Source organism: Streptomyces lomondensis, assembly GCF_014651035.1.
In the GTDB taxonomy this organism is placed as follows: Bacteria; Actinomycetota; Actinomycetes; order Streptomycetales; family Streptomycetaceae; genus Streptomyces; species Streptomyces lomondensis.
In genome coordinates this window covers 1,444,716-1,467,090 of sequence record NZ_BMWC01000001.1, presented here as the reverse complement: position 1 = coordinate 1,467,090, position 22,375 = coordinate 1,444,716, and the positions used below count along the sequence as shown (strand labels likewise).

The window sequence follows — 22,375 nt, the reverse complement described above, 5'->3', positions numbered from 1 at the left end:
GGGCGCCTCAATGACACGCACACACCGGTGCCGACCACCCAAGTGGGCGTCGGCACCGGTGTGATGACGGCCTGTGAGGTCAGCCCACGAGGTTGTCGGCCAGCTCCTCGGAGAGGTTCGCCTCCGTGCCCGGGATGCCGAGGTCGGAGGCGCGCTTGTCGGCCATGGCCAGCAGCCGGCGGATGCGGCCGGCGACGGCGTCCTTGGTCAGCGGCGGGTCGGCGAGCGCGCCCAGCTCCTCCAGGGAGGCCTGCTTGTGCTCCATGCGCAGCCGGCCGGCCGCGGCGAGGTGCTCGGGCACGTCGTCGCCGAGGATCTCCAGGGCGCGCTGCACCCGGGCACCGGCGGCGACGGCCGCGCGGGCCGAGCGGCGCAGATTGGCGTCGTCGAAGTTGGCGAGCCGGTTCGCCGTGGCGCGCACCTCGCGGCGCATCCGGCGCTCCTCCCAGGCCAGCACCGACTCGTGGGCGCCGAGGCGGGTGAGCAGGGCGCCGATCGCGTCGCCGTCGCGGACGACGACCCGGTCCACACCGCGCACCTCGCGGGCCTTCGCGGGGATCTGGAGGCGGCGGGCGGCGCCGACCAGGGCGAGCGCGGCCTCGGGGCCCGGGCAGGTCACCTCCAGGGAGGAGGAGCGGCCGGGCTCGGTGAGCGAGCCGTGCGCCAGGAACGCGCCACGCCAGGCGGCCTCGGCGTCGCAGGTGGCCCCCGAGACCACCTGCGGGGGCAGGCCGCGGATCGGGCGGCCCCGCCCGTCGACCAGGCCGGTCTGGCGGGCCAGCTGGTCGCCGCCCGCGACGACCCGCACCACGTAGCGCGAACCGCGGCGCAGCCCGCCCGGAGCCATCACGATCAGCTCGGAGCTGTGGCCGAAGATCTCCAGGATGTCCCGCTTGAGGCGGCGGGCCGCCATCGCGGTGTCCAGCTCCGCCTCGATCACGATCCGACCGCTCACCAGGTGGAGGCCGCCGGCGAACCGCAGGATGGCGGAGACCTCCGCCTTTCTGCAGCAGGTCCGGGTGACGGGGAGCCGGGAGATCTCGTCCTTCACCGCTGCCGTCATCGCCATGGGCCGATCCTTCCATGCATCCGAAAAATACGGTCGTACGCGGCGGCCAACAGCTCCGGGTCGTGCCTCGGGGTCCCGTCGGGCCGGGCCACCGGCGCCAGCTCGACCGCGGCCCCGAACCGCTTGGCGGCATCGGTCAGCAAGGCGCGGTCGGGCACGGCGGCCTCGTCGGCCAGCACCACGTCCAGGGCGAGTTTAGGGGCGTGTCGTCCCAAAACCTCCAAATGACGCTGCGGGGAGAAGCCCTCGGTTTCTCCGGGCTGCGGGGCGAGGTTCAGGGAGAGTACCCGCCGGGCCTTGGTCTGCGTGAGCGCGTCCAGCAGCTCGGGGACGAGCAGGTGCGGGATGACCGAGGAGAACCAGGAGCCGGGGCCGAGCACGACCCAGTCCGCGTCCAGGACGGCCTCGACCGCCTCGGGCACGGCCGGCGGGTCGTTCGGCACGAGGTGCACGGACTGCACCTCGCCCGGGGTGAGGGCGACGGTGGCCTGGCCGCGGACCGTTTCGACCTCGTCCGGGCGATCCGGGTCGTGGCCCTTGACGAGGGCCTGGAGCTCCAGCGGGACGGCGGACATGGGCAGCACGCGCCCCTGCGCGCCCAGCAGCCGCCCGACCAGGTCGAGGGCCTGGACGTGGTCGCCGAGCTGCTCCCACAGGGCGACGATCAGCAGGTTGCCGACCGCGTGCTCGTGCAGGTCGCCCTTGGACTGGAAGCGGTGCTGGATGACCCGGGCCCAGGTCTGCCCCCAGTCGTCGTCGCCGCACAGCGCGGCCAGCGCCTTGCGCAGGTCGCCGGGCGGCAGCACGCCCAGCTCGTCGCGCAGCCGGCCGCTGGAGCCGCCGTCGTCGGCCACGGTGACGACGGCGGTGAGGTCGCCGGTGATCCGGCGCAGGGCGGCGAGCGAGGCGGACAGGCCCATGCCGCCGCCGAGGGCGACGACCTTGGGCTGGGTGCCGCGGCGGCGCGGTCGGCCGCCCCGGGCCTCGGCGGGCCGGCCGCCCTTTCCGCCGGTGTTGCCCTCGGGCATCACCCGGCGCAGCCGGCTCAGCCGCGGAGTACGTCGTGTCATTCGCGTCCCATGTCCCGGTGTACGACCACCGTCTCCACGCCCTCGGCGGCGAGCCGGGCGGCGAGCTTCTCCGACATGGCGACCGAGCGGTGCTTGCCGCCCGTGCAGCCCACGGCGATGGTCACATAACGCTTGCCCTCGCGGCGGTAGCCGGTGGCGATGAGCTGGAGCAGCTCCGTGTACCGGTCGAGGAACTCCTTGGCGCCGGGCTGGTTGAAGACGTAACCCGACACCTCCTCGTTGAGGCCCGTGTACGGGCGCAGCTCCGGGACCCAGTGGGGGTTCGGCAGGAAGCGGCAGTCGACGACGAGGTCGGCGTCGACCGGCAGGCCGTACTTGTAGCCGAAGGACATCACCGTGGCCCGCAGCTCCGGCTCCTCCTCGCCCGCGAACTGGGCGTCCATCTTGGCGCGCAGCTCGTGCACGTTCAGGCTGGAGGTGTCGATCACGAGGTCGGCGTCGCCGCGCAGCTCGCGCAGCAGCTCGCGCTCGGCGTCGATGCCGTCGACGATGCGGCCGTCGCCCTGGAGGGGGTGCGGGCGGCGCACCGACTCGAAGCGGCGCACCAGGGCCTCGTCGGAGGACTCCAGGAAGACGATCCTCCGGGTGACGTTCTTCGCCTCCAGGTCGGCCAGCGACTCGCGGAGGTTGTCGAAGAAGCGGCGGCCGCGGACGTCGACGACGACGGCGATCCGGGCCACGTTGCCCTGGGAGCGGGCGCCGAGCTCCACCATGGTGGGGATCAGCGCGGGCGGCAGGTTGTCGACGACGAACCAGCCCAGGTCCTCCAGGCATTTCGCGGCCGTCGAGCGGCCCGCTCCGGACATGCCGGAGATGATCACCAGCTCGGGGATGGCCGCCTCCGGGGCCGGGGCCTTGTCGTTGGGCGTGCCCGTACTCACCTGTGCTCCGTCTCCGGCTTGCTCGTGTTGCCCGTCGTGCTCGTTCACATTCATGTCTCCTGCCCCCGTCGTTCGTCCGGGGCGCCCATCGTCACGGGCTCCCCACTGGAACCCATGGTGCCGGGTTCCTCTTCCATGATCTCTCCAGTCGCCGTGTTGACGGCGGGTGCGGCCGGGGCCGCCTGGGCGAGGGCCGCCGCGATCGTCTCGGCGGTCTTGCGGCCTATGCCCGGGACCTCGCAGATCTGGTCGATGGTGGCGGATCGCAGTTTCTTCAACGAACCGAAGTGCTTCAGAAGTGCCTGCTTGCGCGTGTCCCCCAGCCCTGGGACGTCGTCCAGGGGGCTGGAGCGGAAGCGCTTGGACCGCTTGGTGCGCTGGTAGCTGATCGCGAACCGGTGGGCCTCGTCACGGACGCGCTGGAGCAGGTACAGGCCCTCGCTGGTGCGGGGCAGGACGACCGGGTCGTCGTCACCGGGCAGCCAGACCTCCTCCAGGCGCTTGGCCAGGCCGCACACGGCGATGTCGTCGATGCCGAGTTCGTCCAGCGCCCGCTGGGCGGCCGCGACCTGCGGGGCGCCGCCGTCGACGACCACGAGCTGGGGCGGGTAGGCGAACTTCTTGGGGCGGCCGTCGTCGTCCTTGAGGCCGTCCGCGGAGTTCTCGGCGGTGCCGTCCTCGTTCTCGGTCCACTCGCCGGTCTTCTCCTTCTCGGCGAGGTACCGGCGGAAGCGGCGGGTGATCACCTCGTGCATGGACCGGACGTCGTCCTGGCCTGCGAAGCCCTTGATCTGGAACCGCCGGTACTCGCTCTTGCGGGCCAGCCCGTCCTCGAAGACGACCATGGACGCGACGACGTCGTCGCCCTGGAGGTGGGAGATGTCGTAGCACTCGATCCGGAGCGGGGCGCTGTCCAGGTCGAGGGCGTCGGCGATCTCCTCCAGGGCGCGCGAGCGCGTGGTGAGGTCCGAGGCGCGCTTGGTCTTGTGCAGCACGAGCGCCTGCTGGGCGTTGCGCTGCACCGTCTCCATGAGGGCCTTCTTGTCGCCGCGCTGCGGGATGCGCAGGGAGACACCGGAGCCGCGCCGCCCGGCGAGCCACTCCTGGACGGGCTCCACGGGGTCGGGCAGGGCGGGGACCAGGACCTCCTTGGGGACGGCGTCCCCGGTCTCCTCGCCGTACAGCTGCTGGAGGGCGTGCTCCACGAGGGCGCCGGTGGTGATCTCCTCGACCTTGTCGGTGACCCAGCCGCGCTGGCCGCGGACGCGTCCGCCGCGCACGTGGAAGATCTGGACGGCCGCCTCCAGCTCGTCCTCGGCGACGGCGATCAGGTCGGCGTCGGTCGCGTCGGCGAGCACGACCGCGTTCTTCTCCATGGCCTTCTTCAGGGCCTCGATGTCGTCGCGCAGGCGGGCCGCCCGCTCGTACTCCATCTCCTCGGCCGCCTCGCCCATCTGCTTCTCCAGGCGGCGGATGTACGTGGTCGTCCGGCCGGTCATGAAGTCGCAGAACTCGTCGGCCAGTTCGCGGTGCTCCTCGGCGGAGACCCGGTCCACGCAGGGGGCCGAGCACTTGCCGATGTAGCCGAGGAGGCAGGGGCGGCCGGTGCGGGCGGCGTTCTTGAAGACGCCGGCCGAGCACGTGCGCACGGGGAAGACGCGCAGCAGGAGATCGACCGTGTCGCGGATCGCCCACGCGTGCGCGTAGGGACCGAAGTAGCGCACGCCCTTCTTCTTGTGACCGCGCATCACCTGTACGCGCGGGTACTCCTCGTTCATCGTCACCGCGAGGTACGGGTAGCTCTTGTCGTCGCGGTACTTGACGTTGAACCGGGGGTCGTACTCCTTGATCCACGAGTACTCCAGCTGGAGCGCCTCGACCTCCGTGGACACCACCGTCCACTCCACGGACGCGGCCGTGGTGACCATGGAGCGGGTGCGCGGGTGGAGGCCCGCCAGGTCCTGGAAGTAGTTCGCCAGGCGCTGGCGCAGGCTCTTCGCCTTTCCGACGTAGATCACCCGGCGGTGCTCGTCACGGAACCTGTAGACCCCCGGAGAGTCGGGGATCTCACCCGGCTTGGGGCGGTAGCTGGAGGGGTCGGCCATGTCTCACACCCTACTGGCGGGGACCGACAGTCCGGCGGGAGCGCGTGGCTCGATCACGGGCTCGGCGGGAGGCAGTTTCCAACGGCATGTCCCGCGGCGGGGTTACGGCGGGCCGGGAGCGGGAATGCAGGCTTCCCACGGGGACACGGCGTCGTCCGGCGGACGGAGGCCGTGTCGGTGCAGACACAGGTTGTCAGTGCGGGCCGGCCGCTTCGGGTGCGGAGCGGGCGGGCCACGGGTCGGAGGGCTGCGCAGATGAAGCGGATGCGGATCGAGAAAACCCGGCGGACCGTCCGGGCCCGCCGGTACGCGGACGAGGCGTTCGCGCTGCGCGACGTCCTGGACCCGCGCGACCCCGACATAGTGCGGGCCAAGCGCCTGGCCCTGGAGGAGCGGGCCGGAGGCGAACACTCCTAGAAGCTCACCGCCTGCCGCGAACGCCCGGGGCCGCGCCCCGGGCGTTCGTATGTCCGGAGCGCCTGGGTGTTCGCATGTCCGGAGCGTCCCGGGCCGGGCTACGTCACCGTCCGGCATCAGGTGTTGTCGGGACCAGGTCAACACGCTTCAATGCGGGGGAACTCGGGTCCCTGAACGACGGCGTACGGATGTGAAGACCTCCCCTGCGTCGGCGGGACGGCCCCGGGCGGCCCGCGCGAACGGTCTGACCAGCCGTCGCCGACTCACAGAGAGGCCCCTGCATGCCGCACGCCCCACAGCACGCGGACGTCGCCACCGCGGAACTGGACTCGGCCCTGCGGGGCGGCCCCTTCCACGTCGCCCTGCGTGCCGCGATCGCCGCCCGCGGGCTGCCCCTGCAACGCGTGCAGCACCATCTGTCCCGCCACGGCGTGAAGGTCGGCGTCACCAGCCTGAGTTACTGGCAGCAGGGTGCGAGGCGTCCGCAGCGCCCCGAGTCGCTGCGGGCCGTGCGCGCGCTGGAGGAGATCCTGGAGCTGCCCGAGGAGTCTCTGATCCGGCTGCTCGCCGAGTCCGGCGACGGCCCGTCCGGGCAGCGGTCCGCGGCCCGGTCCTACCGCTCCCTCGTCGAGGCCTCCGGGGTCCTGGACCAGCTGCTGGCCGAGCTGGGCTGTCCGCCGGACGGGGGCCTGCACACCCTCGGGCACCACGAGCGGCTCCGGATCGGGGCGCGGCGCGAGCTGGCCGAGCGCGAGTCGCACCACATCGTGCGCGCCCACCGGGACGGCGTCGACCGCTTCGTGGCCGTCCACCACGGCGACCGGGGAGCCGTGCCGGAGCGCATTCGGGTGCACGCCCTGGAGAACTGCCGTACCGGACGCGTCCGTTGGCACAGCGACACGGGGGTGCTCGCGGCCGAGCTGCTCTTCGACACCCGGCTGCGGGCCGGGGACACGTTCCTGTTCCGGTACAGCGTGGAGGACGGCACGGCGGGGGTCTCGCGCGAGTACGTCCGCGGCTTCGACTCCGCCGGCGGCCAGTACGCGCTCCAGGTGTGCTTCGACGCGGCGGCGCTTCCGCTGCGCTGCCACCGGTTCGCCCAGCATTCGGCGGCGGCGCCGCGCACTGGGTGCCAGGAGCTGGCGATGAGCGGCCGGCACCGGTCGGTGCACCTGGTGGAGCCGCGGGTGCGGGCCGGTTTCCTGGGGATCGGCTGGGACTGGGAGTAGCGGGTCCGGCCTCGGGGCGCTCGGCGCCAGGCATGGTGCTGCGCGGCCCTTCGGACGTAAACGCTTGCGTAAGCGTTTACGTCCGGCCGCGAATGCGATACGTTCCCCGCCGGAAGAGGAGGAGGGAGCGGCATGGCGACCATGGCCGACGTCGCACGGAGCGCCGGTGTCTCCGTGGCGACCGTCTCGCACGTGCTGAACGGCACCCGGCCGGTGCTGCCGCACACCCGGCAGGCGGTCCTGGACGCCGTGGAGGAGCTCGGCTACACCACGAACACCCTGGCCCGTTCCCTGGTGACGTCCCGCACCCGGTCCATCGGGCTGGCGGTGTCGGCGATCAGCAATCCGTACTTCACGGAGATCCTCCAGGGCGTCGAGGCCGCCGCGCTGGAGGCCGGCTACAGCCTGCTCATCGCCGATCCGCACGACGACCCCGAGCACGAGCGCAAGGTCGTCCAGCTGCTGCACGAGCGCCGGGTGGACGGCATGATCGTCGCGCCCTCCGCCGATCCGCGGGGGCTGCTCGCCTACCTGGGGCGGCACGCCGTACCGGCCGTGTTCCTGGACCGGCTGGTGGACGCGCCGGGGACGGACGGGGGTCCGCGTTTCGACCAGGTCTGCTCCGACAACGCCGAACCGACGTCCCGGCTGGTCACCCATCTCGCCGGGCTCGGCCACCGGCGGATCGGGCTGGTGGCGGGGCGGCCGGGGCTCAGCACCACGAGCGAGCGGATCATGGGCTACCGCAGCGGTCTCGCGTTCGCGGGCCTGCCGTACGACGAGCGGCTCCTGGTGCACGGCGACTCGGAATCGGCCGGCGCCGAGCAGGCGACCGCGGAGCTGCTGTCCCTCGCCGCGCCGCCCACCGCGCTGGTCACCGGCAACAACGCCATGACCATCGGGGCGCTGCGGGCCCTGCGCGCCCACGGCCTGTCCGTGCCGGGCGACCTCGCGCTGTGCTGCTTCGACGACTTCGCCTGGGCGGATCTGTTCGCGCCCCGGCTCACCGCGATCGCGCAGCCCAGCAAAGACATCGGCGCCCGGGCCGTACGCGTGCTCCTGGAGCGTCTCGACGAGCCGGACCGGCCCGCCCGGACCGTGCGGCTGCCCTGCACCTTCGTCCACCGCACTTCGTGCGGCTGCCCGTCCGAGAAAGGAACCCCGTCGTGATCGTCGTCGCCGGTGAGGCACTGATCGACCTGGTACCGCAGGGCGCGGGCGCCCTGGCGGCCCTTCAGCCGGCGCTCGGCGGCGGCCCGTACAACACGGCGGTGGCGCTGGGCCGCCTCGGCTCCCCCGCCGCCTTCTGCTCCCGGGTGTCGTACGACGCCTTCGGGGAGGCCCTGCTGGACCGGCTGCGCGAGACCGGGGTGGACGTGTCACCGGTGCAGCGCGGCACCGAGCCGACGACGCTCGCCGTCGCCACGGTCGGCGAGGACGGCTCGGCGGCGTACTCCTTCTACGTCGAGGGGACGGCGGACCGGCTGTTCGCGGCGCCCTCCGTGTTGCCGGACGACACGCGCGCGGTCTCCTTCGGGACCTGCTCGCTGGTGCTGGAGCCGGGGGCGAGCGCGTACGAGGAGCTGATGCGCTCGGCGGCCGCGCAAGGCGTGTTCACCGCGCTCGACCCGAACATCAGGGCCGGGCTGATCCCGGACGCGGACGCCTACCGGGCGCGGTTCAAGAACTGGCTGCCGTCGGTGACGCTGCTGAAGCTGTCCGAGGAGGACGCCCGGTGGCTCGGCGGCACGCCCCAGGAGTGGCTGACGGCCGGACCGGCGGCGGTCGTGATCACCCGGGGCGGCGACGGGCTGACCGCCTTCACCGCCGACGGCGAGTACGCGGTGCCGGGCGAGCGGGTGGACGTCGTGGACACGATCGGCGCGGGCGACACGGTGAACGCGGCCCTGCTGCACGGACTCGCGGCGCGGGACGCGCTCAGCGCCCGGGCACTGGCCGCCCTGGGGGCGGACGGCTGGGCGGAGCTGCTGGGCTTCGCGGCCCGGGCGGCGGCGATCACGTGCTCGCGCGCGGGGGCCGAGCCGCCGTACGCGCACGAACTGGACGGCTGACGGGTACGGGGCCTCCCGCGCGGCCGCGGTCCGCCGAGGTGCCTCAGCCGGTGTCCTCCACCGCCCGCAGCGCGCAAAGTGCCTCAGCCGGTGTCCTCCACCGCCCGCAGCGCGCCGGGGCGGCGGCCGTCGAGGCGGTCCAGGGCCGCGGCCGTGGCGTCGTCCGCGGGCAGGTGGACGATGAGGCGCTGTCCCTCGTCGGGGAGGGCGAGCGTCTCGTGCAGCAGTCGCAGGGAACCGGCCTCCGGGTGCTCGAGGTGCTGGGAGCCCGTCCGCCGGGGTGTCGTGGTCAGATCGGCGAACCGGTCGGCGAACTCCGCCCCGGCCGTCACGGTCAGCTCGTCGGCCAGCTGGGCGAGGTACGGGTCCCGGAGGGGCACGCCGTGCCGGAGCCGGGCGACGAGGTCGTCGGCCACCTTGTCCCAGTCGCGGTAGGCGGTGCGTGCCCGCTCGTCGGTGAACAGGTACCGGAGCAGGTTGGGCCGCTCGTCGTCGAGCAGGCCGATGGGGCCGACCAGCCGGTCGTACCCGGCCGTGTGGGCGAGGACGTCGCCGATCCAGTTGACCACCACGGCGGGGGCCGGCTCCAGGCGGTCCAGTACGGCCCGTACGGTGGGGCGCGCCGTGCGGCTGAGCGTCGGGGCCGCCGCGCAGAGCAGCGGGTCGCCGCCGTCCGCCTCCTTGGTCAGGCGGCGCAGCAGGATCCGGTCGCCGAGAGACAGGTTCAGGGCGTCGGCGAGGGCGCCGAGCACCTGGGCGGACGGGTTGCGGTCGCGGCCCTGTTCCAGCCGGGTGAGGTACTCGACGCTGATGCCGGCCAGCGTGGCCAGCTCGGCGCGCCGCAGGCCCGGGGTGCGCCGCCGCGGTCCCGTGGGCAGGCCGGCCTCGGCGGGGGTGACGGCTTCGCGCCAGGTGCGCAGGTACGTGCCCAACTCGTTGTCGCTCACCCGCCGAACGTACAGCGCCCGCGAGCGCGGAGGGTGGCCCCGTCACTACCAGGCTCCGGCCGGTCTCCCTCACGGGCCGCGCAGCCCTCAGGGTGGAGGGCATGACGAATGACACCGCCACCGCCGCCACTCCCCTGCCGCTCGCTCCGGGGCAGTGGGCCCTCGACCCGTTCCACTCCTCCGTGAACTTCACCATCCGTCACCTGGGCATCGCCAAGGTGCGGGGGCGCTTCGAGCGGCTGGAGGCCGAACTGTTCGTCGGGGAACGGGTCGAGGACGTGCGGGTCTCCGCGACGGTCGACCTGGCCTCGGTCAACACCGGCAACGCCGACCGGGACGCGCACGTCCGCGCCTCCGACCTGCTCGACGTCGCGAAGCGCCCGACGATGACGTACCGCTCGACGCGGGTGTCGGGCGCGGGCGAGGACTGGACCATGGAGGGCGAGCTGACGATCGGCGACGTGACCCGCCCGGTGACGCTCGCCGTGGAGTTCGGCGGGCTGGTCGACGTCCCCATGGACGGCAGCCGGCACGCCGGGTTCGAGGCGACGGGTGAGATCCGGCGCAGCGACTTCGGGCTCGACTTCGCCCCCGGACTGCTCGGCGAAGTGGTGAAGATCCAGCTCGACATGCAGTTCGTGGAGCCGAAGGACGCCTGACCGTACGACGACGCGCAGTGCCCCACAGGAGTTTCCTGTGGGGCACTGCGCGTCGTTCGGCGGGGGCCGTCAGCCCTTGGTCGTCCGCGTGGTCTTCTTCGCGGCGGCCTTGGTGGTCTTGGCGGCTGTCTTCTTGGCGGCGCTGCTGTTGACCGTCCTGGTCGCGCTGGCCTGTGCCGGGACCGTCTTCTTGGCCGCCGTGCGGCGCGGTGCCTTCACGGAGGACGCGTCGCTGATGCGGTCGGCGCCGAGGACCTCCCGGAGGAACTTGCCGGTGTGGCTGGCCGGGACCGCGGCGACCTGCTCGGGCGTGCCCTCGGCGACGAGCAGGCCGCCGCCTGCGCCGCCCTCGGGGCCCATGTCGACGATCCAGTCGGCGGTCTTGATCACGTCGAGGTTGTGCTCGATGACGATGACCGTGTTGCCCTTGTCGACCAGGCCGGACAGGACCTTCAGCAGCTTGCTGATGTCCTCGAAGTGCAGACCGGTGGTCGGCTCGTCCAGGACGTAGACCGTGCGGCCGGTGGAGCGCTTCTGCAGCTCGCTGGCGAGCTTCACGCGCTGCGCCTCACCGCCGGACAGGGTGGTCGCGGCCTGGCCGAGGCGAACGTAACCGAGGCCGACGTCCTTGAGCGTGTTGAGGTGCCGGGCGATGGCGGGGACGGCCTCGAAGAACTCGGTGGCCTCCTCGATCGGCATGTTCAGGACCTCGGCGATGGACTTGCCCTTGTAGTGGACCTCCAGGGTCTCCCGGTTGTACCGGGCGCCGTGGCAGACCTCGCACGGGACGTAGACGTCCGGGAGGAAGTTCATCTCGATCTTGATGGTGCCGTCGCCCGCGCAGTTCTCGCAGCGGCCGCCCTTGACGTTGAAGGAGAAGCGGCCGGGCATGTAGCCGCGGACCTTCGCCTCGGTGGTCTCGGCGAACAGCTTGCGGATGTGGTCGAAGACGCCGGTGTACGTCGCCGGGTTGGAGCGCGGGGTGCGGCCGATGGGCGACTGGTCCACGTGCACGACCTTGTCGACGAGGTCGTCGCCGTCCACGCGCGTGTGCCGCCCCGGCACGCTCCTCGCGCCGTTCAGCTCGCGGGCCAGGTGCGTGTACAGGATGTCGTTGACCAGGGTCGACTTGCCGGAGCCGGAGACGCCGGTGACGGCGGTGAAGACGCCCAACGGGAACGAGACGTCGATGTCCTGAAGGTTGTTCTCCCGGGCGCCATGCACCGTGAGCTGCCGGGACGGGTCCAGCGGTCGCCGGATGTCGGGCAGCGGGATGGCCTTCCTGCCGGACAGGTACTGGCCGGTCTGCGACTCGTCGTTGGCGAGGAGTTCCTTCAGGGAGCCGCTGTGCACGACCTTGCCGCCGTGCTCACCGGCGCCGGGGCCGATGTCGACGATCCAGTCGGCGGTCTTGATGGTGTCCTCGTCGTGCTCGACGACGATGAGGGTGTTGCCCATGTCGCGCAGCCGGACCAGGGTCTCGATCAGCCGGTGGTTGTCGCGCTGGTGCAGGCCGATGGACGGCTCGTCCAGGACGTACAGGACGCCGACGAGTCCGGAGCCGATCTGCGTGGCCAGGCGGATGCGCTGGGCCTCGCCGCCGGAGAGCGTGCCGGCCGCGCGGTTCAGCGAGAGGTAGTCCAGGCCGACGTCGACCAGGAACCGCAGCCGCTCGTTGACCTCCTTCAGCACGCGCTCGGCGATCTTCTTGTCGCGGGCGGTGAGCTTCAGCTCGCCCAGGAAGTCCGCGCAGTCGCTGATCGACATCGCGGAGACCTCGGCGATGGACTTGCCCATGACCGTGACCGCCAGGACGATCGGCTTCAGGCGCGTGCCCTCACAGGTGGGGCAGGGCACCTCGCGCATGTAGCCCTCGAAGCGCTCGCGGCTGGCGTCGCTCTCGGCCTCGCTGTGCCGGCGCTTGACGAAGGGGACGGCGCCCTCGAAGGCCGTGGTGTACCGGCGCTCGCGGCCGTAGCGGTTGCGGTAGCGGACCTCGACCTGGGTCTTGTGGCCGTGGAGCAGGGCCTTCTTGGCGCGCTGCGGCAGGCCCGCGAAGGGGATGTCCGTACGGAAGCCCAGCGCGTCGGCCAGGGCGCCGATGAGGCGGCCGAAGTAGTCCTTGGTGTGGCCGTGCGACCAGGGGTGGATGGCGCCCTCGTCGAGGCTCTTCTCCTCGTCCGGGACGATCAGCTCCGGGTCGACCTCCATGCGCGTGCCGATGCCGGTGCAGTCCGGGCAGGCGCCGAAGGGCGAGTTGAAGGAGAAGGAGCGGGGCTCCAGCTCCTCGAAGGACAGGTCGTCGTACGGGCAGTACAGGTGCTCCGAGTACATGCGCTCGCGCTCGGGGTCGTCCTCGGGGAGGTCGACGAAGTCGAGCACGACCATGCCGCCGGACAGGCCGAGGGCGGTCTCCACGGAGTCGGTGAGTCGGCGCTTGGCGCTGTCCTTGACCGTGAGGCGGTCGACGACCACCTCGATGGTGTGCTTCTCCTGCTTCTTCAGCGTGGGCGGGTTCGACAGCTGGATCGTCTCGCCGTCCACCCGCGCGCGGGAGTAGCCCTTGGTCTGGAGGTCGGCGAAGAGGTCGACGAACTCGCCCTTGCGCTCGCGCACCAACGGCGACAGCACCTGGAAGCGGCTGCCCTCGGGCAGCTCCAGGACCCGGTCGACGATGGCCTGCGGCGACTGGCGGGAGATGGGGCGGCCGCACTCGGGGCAGTGCGGCTTGCCGATGCGCGCGAAGAGCAGGCGCAGGTAGTCGTAGACCTCGGTGATCGTGCCGACCGTCGAGCGCGGATTGCGCGAGGTCGACTTCTGGTCGATGGAGACCGCCGGGGAGAGGCCCTCGATGAAGTCGACGTCCGGCTTGTCCATCTGGCCGAGGAACTGCCGGGCGTACGAGGAGAGCGACTCCACGTAGCGCCGCTGTCCCTCGGCGAAGATCGTGTCGAAGGCCAGCGAGGACTTGCCCGACCCCGACAGGCCCGTGAAGACGATGAGCGAGTCGCGCGGGAGGTCGAGCGAGACGTTCTTGAGGTTGTGCTCGCGCGCTCCACGAACGATGAGACGGTCGGCCACGCCGGTCCGCACCTTTCTTGAGAGAAGTGACAGGGGCGGGGCCCCCGTGCTTTCTCAGACTAGGGGGAGCCACTGACAACGCCGGTCGGATTCACGGGTTGCCAACAAACCCCGGCTCTCCAGCATGCCCGACGCCACGTCCGACCATATAGCACGTGCTTTCGATTTACGGCACTGGCTCACCACCTTCACCCGAAGGTGTGGCGGAGCTAGGGTCAGCACCATGATTGATCACGCGCATGACCTGGCGTCTGTACGTGACGCGACGGACCGGCTGCTGACCGCAGTCGGCAAACTGGACAACGCGTCTGTGACGCAGCCGTCACGGCTGCCGGGCTGGAGCCGCGGCCACGTCCTGGCCCACCTCGCCCGCAACGCGGACGCCCTCGTGAACGTCCTGGAGGGCCGCCCCATGTACGTCTCCGGCGAGGCCCGGGACGCCGACATCGAGCGGGACGCCCCGCGCGCCCTCTACGTCCACCTCGCCGACCTGCGGGAGAGCGCGGCCCGCTTCCAGGAGGCCGGGGAGGCTCCGGCGGACTGGTCGCGCACCGTGGAGCTGCGGGGCGGGGTCACGGACTCCGCGTCCCGGGTGCCGTTCCGGCGGTGGGTGGAGGTGGAGCTGCACCATGTGGACCTGGGGATCGGGTACGAGCTGGAGGATCTTCCGGCGGAGTTCACCGAGCGGGAGATCGCCTTCCTCGCCGACCGGTTCTCCGGGCACCCCGACGTGCCGCCCACGCGCCTCACGGACGGCACGCGCGCGTGGAGCACGGGACGGGAGGCGGACGGCGGCCCCGAGGTGACCGTGACCGGACCGCCGGCCGACCTGCTGGGCTGGCTGGCCGGCCGCCGTACCGGATCCGCGCTGCAGCCGGCCGGCGGCCCGCTCCCCGCGCTGCCCCCGCTCTAGGCCCGGGCCGCTCCCCCGCTCCCCCGCTCCCCCGCTCCAGGGCCCGGGCGGCTCCCCCGCTATAGGCTGGCGGACATGACGTACAGCGGACAGGTGACGGTCGGCGGACCTGCCGACGTGCACGAGCTCAAGGACCTGATGATCACCAAGATCGCGGTCGGTCCGATGAACAACAACACCTATCTGCTGCGCTGCCGGGCCACGGACGAGCAGCTGCTGATCGACGCCGCGAACGAGGCGGAGACGCTGCTCGGCATGATCGGTGACGACGGCATCGCGTCGGTCGTCACGACCCACCGGCACGGCGACCACTGGCAGGCGCTCGCCGAGGTCGTGGCGGCCACCGGCGCCCGCACGTACGCGGGCCGGGAGGACGCCGAGGGCATCCCCGTACCGACCGACGTGCTGGTCGACGACGGTGACACCATCCGGGTGGGGCGCGTGGAACTCACCGCGCGCCATCTGGTCGGGCACACACCCGGCTCGATCGCCCTCGTCTACGACGACCCGCACGGACATCCCCATGTGTTCACGGGGGACTGTCTCTTCCCCGGCGGTGTGGGCAACACCCACAAGGACCCCAAGGCGTTCGCCAGTCTCATCCACGACGTCGAGACCAAGATCTTCGACGTCCTGCCGGACGAGACATGGGTCTATCCGGGGCACGGCAACGACACGACCCTGGGCGCGGAACGCCCGCAGCTGCCGGAGTGGCACGCGCGCGGGTGGTGAGCGACCGCGCGGGGCGCACGCCTGTGCAGCGGCGGGCCGCGCACGCGCCCCGTGTGAATCATTCGCACATGCTGGCGTCGCACATACGCTCCCCTTCTACGTAGTTGCGCAGTCAACTGGTAGCAGCCCCGCGCAGGAAGACGGCTCCTGGGCGGATGGGCCGCCGGCCTGTCGATCCCCGCCCTCGGCCGGCGGCCCCGGCCTCCACCGAACGCGGCGGCGTGCGGGGCGCGTTCATCTGATCGCAACACCCGGTCCCACCATCCGGACGTCTGTTGCCGTGACCTCGACAAACGGGTCCGTCGGCTGCCAGTCTCCCGCCATGCATCCTGCCCCGCGTGCCCTGCGCCGTGCTGCCGCCGCCGTCGCCCTCCTCGCCACCGCCGTGAGCTGTGCCCCGCAGCCGGACGCGTCGTCCTCGGGCAAGCCTTCGACATCGGCCGGAAACGCGTGCGCCAAGGGCAAGTTGGCCACCGAGACCCCGGGCAGGCTGACGATCGCCACCGACGAACCCGCCTACGAGCCCTGGTTCAAGGACGACGACCCCGCGAACGGCAAGGGCTTCGAGTCGGCGGTCGCGTACGCCGTCGCCGAGGAGCTCGGGTACGGCAAGGACAAGGTCGCCTGGCAGACCGTTCCCTTCAACAAGGCCTTCGCGCCCGGTGAGAAGACGTTCGACTTCGACATCAACCAGGTGTCCATCAGCGAGGAGCGCAAGAAGGCCGTCGACTTCTCGTCCGGCTACTACGACGTGCGCCAGGCCGTCGTCGCGCTGAAGGGCTCCAAGGCCGCGAAGGCGAAGAGCGTCGCCGACCTGAAGGGCGTGAAGCTGGGCGCCCAGGTCGGCACCACCAGCCTCGACTACATCGACGACGTGGTGCGGCCCACGCGGCCGGCCGCCGTGTACGGCAAGAACGACCAGGCCAAGTCCGCCCTGAAGAACGGCCAGGTCGACGCGATCGTCGTGGACCTGCCGACCGCCTTCTACATCACCGGTGCCGAGGTCACGGACGCGACGATCGTCGGCCAGTTCGAGCACCAGGGCGGAACGCCGGAGCAGTTCGGTCTCGTGCTCGACAAGGGCAGTGCGCTCACCCCCTGCGTCTCGCGGGCCGTGGACGCGCTGCGCGGCGACGGCACGCTCGCGCGGATCGAGCAGCAGTGGCTGTCGGACGCCGTCGACGCGCCGGTGCTCAAGTGACGGTGCACAAAACGGAGCCGGGCTCCGAGAAGCAGGACGCCCCGGACGACTACGTCCCGTCGCAGCGGCGCCTGGACCGCGAGCGCCACAAGCGCGCCCGCGCCCGGCGCGCCACCGCGATCGGGGCGGTGTCGACCCTCGTCACCGGAGCCGTCCTCTACCTGGTCGTCGTCAACGCGCCGGGCTGGCCGCGCACTCAGGAGACGTTCTTCGACTGGGGGTACGCGCGCGAGGCGTTCCCGAAGGTCCTCGAAGGGCTGTGGCTGAACGTGCGGCTGCTGCTGGTCTGCGGGGCCGCGGTACTCGTCCTCGGCATGCTGATCGCCGTCGCCCGGACCCTGCGCGGCCCGGTGTTCTTCCCGCTGCGGTTCCTGGCCGCCGCGTACACGGACTTCTTCCGGGGGCTGCCGCTCATCATCAACCTGATGATCGTGGTGCTCGGCGTCCCGGCGCTGCGGCTCCAGGGGGTGACCGTCGACCCGGTGCTCCTCGGCGGCACCGCGCTCACCCTGACGTACTCGGCGTACGTCGCCGAGGTGTTCCGGGCCGGCATCGAGTCCGTGCACCCCTCGCAGCGCGCCGCGGCCCGCTCGCTCGGGCTCGGCAACCGGCAGGCGCTGCGGTACGTGGTGCTGCCCCAGGCGGTGCGCCGCCAGGTGCCGCCCCTGCTGAACGACCTGGTGTCGCTCCAGAAGGACACCGGGCTCGTCTCGATCGGCGGTGCGGTGGACGCCGTACGGGCCGCCGACATCATCGTCGGCCGCAGCCTCAACTACACGCCGTACATCGTCGCCGGGCTGGTCTTCGTCGCCCTGACCATCCCCATGACCCGCCTGACGGACTGGGTGACGGCACGGATGGACCGCCGGCGGGCCCAGGGAGGAACCACATGAGCGAGACGCCCGTGCTCCGGATGGAGTCCGTCCGCAAGACCTTCGGCGGCTCGGTCGTGCTGCAGGACGTCGACCTGGAGGTCGCCCCGCACACGGTCACCGCGCTGATCGGCGCCTCCGGCTCCGGCAAGTCCACGCTGCTGCGGTGCGCGAACCTGCTGGAGGAGATCGACGACGGGGCGATCTGGCTGGACGGCGAGGAGATCACCGATCCGCGTGTCGACCAGGACGCGGTGCGCCGCCGGATCGGCGTGGTCTTCCAGGCGTACAACCTGTTCCCGCACATGACGGTCCTGGAGAACATCACGCTGGCTCCGCGCCGGGTGCACGGCGTGCCCCGGGCCGAGGCCGAGGCACGCGCGCGTGAGCTGCTGGAGCGGCTGGGGCTGGGCGGGAAGGCGGGCGAGTACCCGGACCGGCTGAGCGGGGGCCAGCAGCAGCGCGTGGCGATCGTCCGCGCCCTGGCCGTACGCCCCCGGCTGCTGCTGCTCGACGAGATCACCGCCGCCCTCGATCCCGAGCTGGTGGGCGAGGTGCTCACCGTCGTCCGCGGGCTGAAGGAAGAGGGCATAACCATGGTGCTGGCCACGCACGAGATGGGCTTCGCGCGTGAGGTCGCCGACCAGGTGTGCTTCCTGGAGGGCGGCGTGGTGCTGGAGCGCGGCACCGCCGAGCAGGTCTTCGGGGACCCGCGGCAGGAGCGCACGCGGCGCTTCCTGCGCCGGATCGTGGAGGCGGGGCGGTTGTAAGGGGCGGCCGTCCTGGTCGGCGGGGCTTACACACACGGGCGGGGAGCGGTGAACGGGCACCAGACACCGGCTCAGGTGTCTGCCGTGCCCGCCCCCGCCAGGGCCGCGACCCGCTCCACACCGAACACGTACCCCTGCACCCCGCAGCCCGCGATGACCCCGTCGGCGCGCAGCGAGACATAGGAGTGGTGCCGGAACGACTCGCGCTGGTGGATGTTGGAGATGTGGACCTCCAACACCGGCATGCCGTCACAGGTGTTGAGGGCATCCAGGATGGCGACGGAGGTGTGCGAGTAGGCGCCCGGGTTGATCACGATGCCGCAGTGGTTCAGCCGCGCCTCGTGGATCCAGTCGACCAGCTCGCCCTCGTGGTTGGACTGGCGGAAGTCGACCGTACCGCCGTGCGCGGCCGCTGCCTTGGCGCACAGGGCCTCGACGTCGGCGAGGGTGTCGGAGCCGTAGATCTCCGGCTGGCGCTGACCCAGCAGGTTCAGGTTGGGGCCGTTGAGGATCATGATCGGGGCGTTGGCCAGGGTGCGGGGCACGGTTCCTCCGGTCCGGTCAGGGTCGGGCGGCCCGCGAGGGACCGCTGCTCACAGCCGGTTTATCACGGTGCGCCGCCGGCGCGCCGGGCCGTAGCCTCCCGGCATGACGAGCCTGTTCTACCCTCCCAAGCCGTCCCCCGGGGACCGCATCGCCGTGATCTCGCCCTCCGGAGGCCTGCCGGAACTCTTGCCGCTCCCCTACGAGCTGGGCCTGGAGCGGCTGCGCAAGGAGTACGAGCTGGAGCCGGTCGAGTATCCGGCGACCCGCAGGATGGGGTCGACGCCCCAGGAGCGGGCCGACGACATCCACGCCGCCTTCGCCGACCCGGACATCAAGGCCGTCATCGCGTCGATCGGCGGGGACGACCAGATCACCGTGCTGCCCTGCCTGGACCGGGAGTTGATCCGGGCGAACCCGAAGCCGTTCTTCGGGATGAGCGACAACACCAACCTGCTCGCGTTCCTGCGCAACAGCGGCATCGTCGGCTTCCACGGCGGCAGCGTGATGGGCGAGCTGGGCCGCCCCGGGGCCATGCACCCGCAGACCGCCGACTCCCTGCGGGCGGCCCTGTTCACCTCGGGCCCGTACGAACTGAGGCCCGCCGATCGGTGGCGCGACATCGACCGCGACTGGGCGGACCCGGCGACCTTCGACGCGGAGCCCGAGACCCGGCCCGGGACCGGCTGGACCTGGGTGAACGCCGACCGGGTGGTCGAGGGCCGCACCTGGGGCGGCTGCCTGGAGATCGTCGGCTGGCTGCTGATGGCCGACCGGGAGATCGCCCAGGACCACTCCGAGTACGACGCCGGTGTGCTGCTCCTGGAGACCTCGGAGGACATGCCGAGCGCCACGGAGGTCTACTACACCCTGCGGAACATGGGCGAGCGCGGGCTGCTCCGGCGCTTCCCGGCCCTGCTGATGGGCCGCCCGAAGACCTGGTTCTTCGAGCGCCCCAACAGCCCCGAGGAGGCCGCTCGTTACGCGGCCGACCAGCGCGAGGCCGTCCTGCGCGCCATGCGGACCTACGCCCCCGACACCACGATCGTCTTCGACGTGGACTTCGGGCACACCGATCCGCAGCTGGTGATCCCGTACGGCGGCACCGTGCGCGTGGACGGGCCCGCCCGGCGCATCACGGTGACGTACTGAGGGCCCCCAGACCCTCCGCGCGCCCCCGTAACCCGCCGTCACCGTGGGTAGTTGACGCGGCATGCACGACGTACGCACCGTAAGGGCACCCTCCATGCCGCGTCTCGCGGCCGCCTCCCTCGCCGGCACGGCCATCGAGTTCTACGACTTCTTCGTCTACGGAACAGCGGCGGCCCTGATCCTGGGGCCGCTGTTCTTCCCGACCTTCTCGCCGGTGGCGGGGACACTGGCCGCCTTCGCCACCTTCGGCGTCGGCTTCGTGGCCCGGCCGCTGGGGTCGGTGCTGTTCGGACACATCGGGGACCGGCGCGGGCGGCGGCCGGTCCTCATGGCCTCCCTGCTGCTGACCGGTGCCGCCACGGTCGCGGTCGGCTGCGTGCCTACGTACGACACGATCGGCGTGGCCGCTCCCCTGCTGCTCCTGGTCCTGCGCTTCCTCCAAGGGCTGGGGCTCGGCGGGGAGTGGGGCGGTGCGGTGCTGCTGACCGTGGAGCACGCGCCCGCCGAGCGGCGCGGGCTGTGGTCGAGCTTCCCGCAGGTCGGGCCCGCGCTGGGGTTCCTGCTCGCCAACGGTGTGGTGCTGGGGCTGTCGGCGACGCTGTCCGAGGCGCAGTTCGCCGCGTGGGGGTGGCGGGTGCCGTTCTGGGCGGCGGGCGTGCTGGCCCTGGTGGGGCTGTGGCTGCGCTCGTCACTCGCCGAAAGCCCCAGTTTCCTCCAGATCGACGACCACGCGCGCGTGCCGCTCGCCGAGGTCGTACGCCACCACTGGCGACTCCTCCTGCTCACCGGCGGGGCCCTCGCGATCGGCTACGCGATCTTCTACGCCGTGACGACCTGGTCCCTCGCCTACGGCACGGAACGGCTGGGCGTGAGCCGCAGCGTCATGCTGACCTGCATCATGGGCGCGGTGCTCGTGAAGGGTGTGCTCACACCGCTGGTGGCCATGCTCGGGGACCGTTACGGCCGGCGGCCCCTGTGCCTGGCCGGGTGCGCGGCCGCCGCCCTGTGGATGTTCCCGATGGTCGCGCTCCTCGCCACCGGCGCGCCACTGCCGATGTTCCTGGGCTTCCTCGGGGCGATGCTCGCCTTCATCACGATGTTCGCCGTGATCGCCGCGTATCTGCCGGAGCTGTACGAACTGCGGGTGCGCTGCACCGGCGCCGCGGTCGGCTACAACCTCGGCGGGGTCCTCGGGGGCGCGCTCACGCCGATCGTGGCGACGGCCCTCGCCGAGCAGGGCGGGCGGGTGCCGTGGGGCGTGGCCGCCTATCTGACCGCGATCGCGCTGCTCAGCCTGGGTTGCTTCGCACTGCTGCCGGAGACGCGCCCGGTGCCGGTGGGGGCGGCTGCGAAGGCTGCTTCGGGGTGAGGTTGGTGGAGGGCATGGGGCGCGGTGGGTGCGGTGGCGTGCCGTGCCGTGCCGTGCCGGTGCCGCGGACGGCCCCGGTTCCCCGTAAACGCTTACGCGAGCGCTTGCGCAAGCGTTTACGGGTCGCCGGGGGCCTACGGGTTGATCGCCAGCTCCAGGTACGCCGCGAACAGCACCAGATGGACCCCGCCCTGGAGCGGCGTGGCCCGGCCCGGCACCACGGTCAGGGAGGCCACCACCACCGTCAGGGCGAGCAGCACCATGTGCGTGGCGCCGAGGCCGAGCACCAGCGGGCCGGAGAGCCAGACGGACGCGAGCGCGACGGCGGGGATGGTCAGGCCGATGCTGGCCATCGCCGACCCGAGGGCGAGGTTCAGACTGGTCTGGACGCGGTCGCGACGGGCGGAGCGCAGGGCGGCGATGGTCTCCGGGAGCAGCACCAGCAGCGCGATGATCACGCCGACGACGGCGTGGTGCAGCCCGACCGCCGCCACTCCGGACTCGATGGTGGGTGAAACGCCCTTGGCCAGACCGACCACGCCGACCAGGGCCACGCCCAGCAGCCCCAGGCTGATCAGTGCGGCACGGGCGGTGGGTGCCTCGGCGTGCTTCTCCGCGGTGATCACCTCGCCCTGCCGGGTGATCGGCAGGAAGTAGTCGCGGTGCCGCACGGTCTGCGTCGCGACGAACAGGCCGTACAGGATCAGCGAGGAGAGCGCCGCGAAGGTCAGCTGGACGGTGGAGAACTCCGGGCCCGGCTTGCTGGTGGTGAACGTCGGCAGGACCAGGCTGAGCGTGGCCAGGGTGGTGACGGTCGCGAGCGCGGCGCCGGTGCCCTCGGGGTTGAAGACGGCCGTGCCGTGCCGCAGTGAGGCGACCAGGAGACAGAGGCCGACGACGCCGTTGCAGGTGATCATCACAGCCGCGAAGACGGTGTCGCGGGCCAGCGTCGAGCTCTTGTCCCCGCCGTCGACCATCAGGGTGACGATGAGGGCGACCTCGATGATCGTCACGGCGACGGCGAGTACGAGGGAGCCGAACGGTTCGCCGACCCGGTGGGCCACCACCTCGGCGTGGTGCACGGCGGCCAGGACGGCTCCCGCGAGGACCAGGGTCACCAGCGCGACGACCACGGCCGGCAGATCGCGCCCCCAGGTGAGGACCAGGAGGACGGCGGCGAGCAGCGGCACCAGGGTCGTCCACTGTGCCGTGAGCGGCCTGCGCCGATCGATCATGCTGTGATCGTCGCAGACGGGAAGGGGCCCCGCACTC

20 protein-coding genes are annotated in these 22,375 nt (G+C 72.0%); 12 read left to right on the top strand and 8 right to left on the bottom strand.

Annotated elements, in window-relative coordinates:
* Nucleotides 1-79: 79 nt before the first annotated feature.
* Genes whiA through uvrC form a run of 4 tightly spaced genes read right to left on the bottom strand, consistent with a single transcriptional unit; the run spans nt 80 to nt 5,146 of the window.
* Complete coding sequence (gene whiA / locus IE255_RS06365; protein WP_190049104.1) at nt 80-1,069, bottom strand: DNA-binding protein WhiA; 990 nt, start codon at nt 1,067-1,069, stop codon at nt 80-82.
* A complete protein-coding gene (locus IE255_RS06360) occupies nt 1,060-2,139 on the bottom strand; it encodes a gluconeogenesis factor YvcK family protein (protein WP_190049103.1) in 1,080 nt (359 codons plus the stop codon). The genes whiA and IE255_RS06360 overlap by 10 nt, the downstream gene beginning before the upstream one ends.
* A complete protein-coding gene (gene rapZ, locus IE255_RS06355; protein ID WP_190049102.1) occupies nt 2,136-3,095 on the bottom strand; it encodes an RNase adapter RapZ in 960 nt (319 codons plus the stop codon). Before rapZ ends, IE255_RS06360 begins: the two co-directional genes overlap by 4 nt.
* Nucleotides 3,092-5,146, bottom strand: coding sequence for an excinuclease ABC subunit UvrC (uvrC, locus tag IE255_RS06350; RefSeq protein ID WP_190049101.1), 2,055 nt, complete (start codon nt 5,144-5,146; stop codon nt 3,092-3,094). Before uvrC ends, rapZ begins: the two co-directional genes overlap by 4 nt.
* A gap of 264 nt (nt 5,147-5,410) precedes the next feature.
* On the opposite strand from uvrC, the gene IE255_RS06345 reads away from it, so the two are divergent.
* From IE255_RS06345 to IE255_RS06330, 4 genes are all read left to right on the top strand, one after another.
* Nucleotides 5,411-5,563, top strand: a complete 153-nt coding sequence (locus IE255_RS06345; RefSeq protein WP_190049373.1) for a hypothetical protein — start codon at nt 5,411-5,413, stop codon at nt 5,561-5,563.
* Nucleotides 5,564-5,844: 281 nt separating this feature from the next.
* The gene (locus IE255_RS06340) at nt 5,845-6,792 is read left to right on the top strand and encodes a hypothetical protein (protein WP_190049100.1); all 948 of its coding nucleotides are present in this window, start codon (nt 5,845-5,847) and stop codon (nt 6,790-6,792) included.
* Nucleotides 6,793-6,924: 132 nt separating this feature from the next.
* The gene (locus IE255_RS06335; RefSeq protein ID WP_190049099.1) at nt 6,925-7,962 is read left to right on the top strand and encodes a LacI family DNA-binding transcriptional regulator; all 1,038 of its coding nucleotides are present in this window, start codon (nt 6,925-6,927) and stop codon (nt 7,960-7,962) included.
* The gene (locus tag IE255_RS06330; protein ID WP_190049098.1) at nt 7,959-8,864 is read left to right on the top strand and encodes a carbohydrate kinase family protein; all 906 of its coding nucleotides are present in this window, start codon (nt 7,959-7,961) and stop codon (nt 8,862-8,864) included. Before IE255_RS06335 ends, IE255_RS06330 begins: the two co-directional genes overlap by 4 nt.
* Before the next feature lie 83 nt (nt 8,865-8,947).
* Here the strand turns inward: IE255_RS06330 and IE255_RS06325 are convergent, their stop codons facing one another.
* Complete coding sequence (locus tag IE255_RS06325; RefSeq protein WP_190049097.1) at nt 8,948-9,811, bottom strand: helix-turn-helix domain-containing protein; 864 nt, start codon at nt 9,809-9,811, stop codon at nt 8,948-8,950.
* Nucleotides 9,812-9,912: 101 nt separating this feature from the next.
* Between IE255_RS06325 and IE255_RS06320 the strand changes: the two genes are divergently transcribed.
* The gene (locus tag IE255_RS06320) at nt 9,913-10,470 is read left to right on the top strand and encodes a YceI family protein (protein WP_190049096.1); all 558 of its coding nucleotides are present in this window, start codon (nt 9,913-9,915) and stop codon (nt 10,468-10,470) included.
* Between the two features lie 69 nt (nt 10,471-10,539).
* Here IE255_RS06320 and uvrA read toward each other — a convergent pair whose 3' ends face one another.
* Nucleotides 10,540-13,551: an excinuclease ABC subunit UvrA gene (uvrA, locus tag IE255_RS06315; RefSeq protein ID WP_190049095.1), complete on the bottom strand. Its 3,012-nt coding sequence runs from the start codon at nt 13,549-13,551 to the stop codon at nt 10,540-10,542.
* Nucleotides 13,552-13,774: 223 nt separating this feature from the next.
* Between uvrA and IE255_RS06310 the strand changes: the two genes are divergently transcribed.
* The 5 genes from IE255_RS06310 (at nt 13,775) to IE255_RS06290 (ending at nt 18,039) form a co-directional block, all read left to right on the top strand.
* Entirely contained in the window at nt 13,775-14,464 is a 690-nt protein-coding gene (locus IE255_RS06310) for a maleylpyruvate isomerase family mycothiol-dependent enzyme (RefSeq protein ID WP_190049094.1), read from the top strand.
* A gap of 75 nt (nt 14,465-14,539) precedes the next feature.
* Complete coding sequence (locus IE255_RS06305) at nt 14,540-15,196, top strand: MBL fold metallo-hydrolase (RefSeq protein ID WP_190049093.1); 657 nt, start codon at nt 14,540-14,542, stop codon at nt 15,194-15,196.
* Nucleotides 15,197-15,518: 322 nt separating this feature from the next.
* Nucleotides 15,519-16,397: an ABC transporter substrate-binding protein gene (locus tag IE255_RS06300; RefSeq protein WP_190049092.1), complete on the top strand. Its 879-nt coding sequence runs from the start codon at nt 15,519-15,521 to the stop codon at nt 16,395-16,397.
* The gene (locus IE255_RS06295) at nt 16,394-17,290 is read left to right on the top strand and encodes an amino acid ABC transporter permease (RefSeq protein WP_190049091.1); all 897 of its coding nucleotides are present in this window, start codon (nt 16,394-16,396) and stop codon (nt 17,288-17,290) included. Before IE255_RS06300 ends, IE255_RS06295 begins: the two co-directional genes overlap by 4 nt.
* On the top strand, nt 17,287-18,039 hold the full coding sequence (locus tag IE255_RS06290; RefSeq protein ID WP_190049090.1) for an amino acid ABC transporter ATP-binding protein: 753 nt from the start codon (nt 17,287-17,289) through the stop codon (nt 18,037-18,039). Before IE255_RS06295 ends, IE255_RS06290 begins: the two co-directional genes overlap by 4 nt.
* A gap of 71 nt (nt 18,040-18,110) precedes the next feature.
* Here IE255_RS06290 and aroQ read toward each other — a convergent pair whose 3' ends face one another.
* On the bottom strand, nt 18,111-18,584 hold the full coding sequence (gene aroQ / locus IE255_RS06285) for a type II 3-dehydroquinate dehydratase (RefSeq protein ID WP_190049089.1): 474 nt from the start codon (nt 18,582-18,584) through the stop codon (nt 18,111-18,113).
* A 103-nt stretch (nt 18,585-18,687) separates the two neighbouring features.
* Here aroQ and IE255_RS06280 point away from each other — a divergent pair, with 103 nt between their 5' ends.
* Both IE255_RS06280 and IE255_RS06275 read left to right on the top strand, forming a co-directional pair.
* Nucleotides 18,688-19,734 (top strand): S66 family peptidase, encoded by a 1,047-nt coding sequence (locus tag IE255_RS06280; protein ID WP_190049088.1) that lies wholly within the window; start codon nt 18,688-18,690, stop codon nt 19,732-19,734.
* A gap of 94 nt (nt 19,735-19,828) precedes the next feature.
* On the top strand, nt 19,829-21,103 hold the full coding sequence (locus tag IE255_RS06275) for an MFS transporter (protein WP_190049087.1): 1,275 nt from the start codon (nt 19,829-19,831) through the stop codon (nt 21,101-21,103).
* 134 nt (nt 21,104-21,237) lie between these two features.
* Here IE255_RS06275 and IE255_RS06270 read toward each other — a convergent pair whose 3' ends face one another.
* Nucleotides 21,238-22,338, bottom strand: a complete 1,101-nt coding sequence (locus IE255_RS06270; protein ID WP_190049086.1) for a calcium:cation antiporter — start codon at nt 22,336-22,338, stop codon at nt 21,238-21,240.
* Nucleotides 22,339-22,375 lie beyond the last annotated feature (37 nt).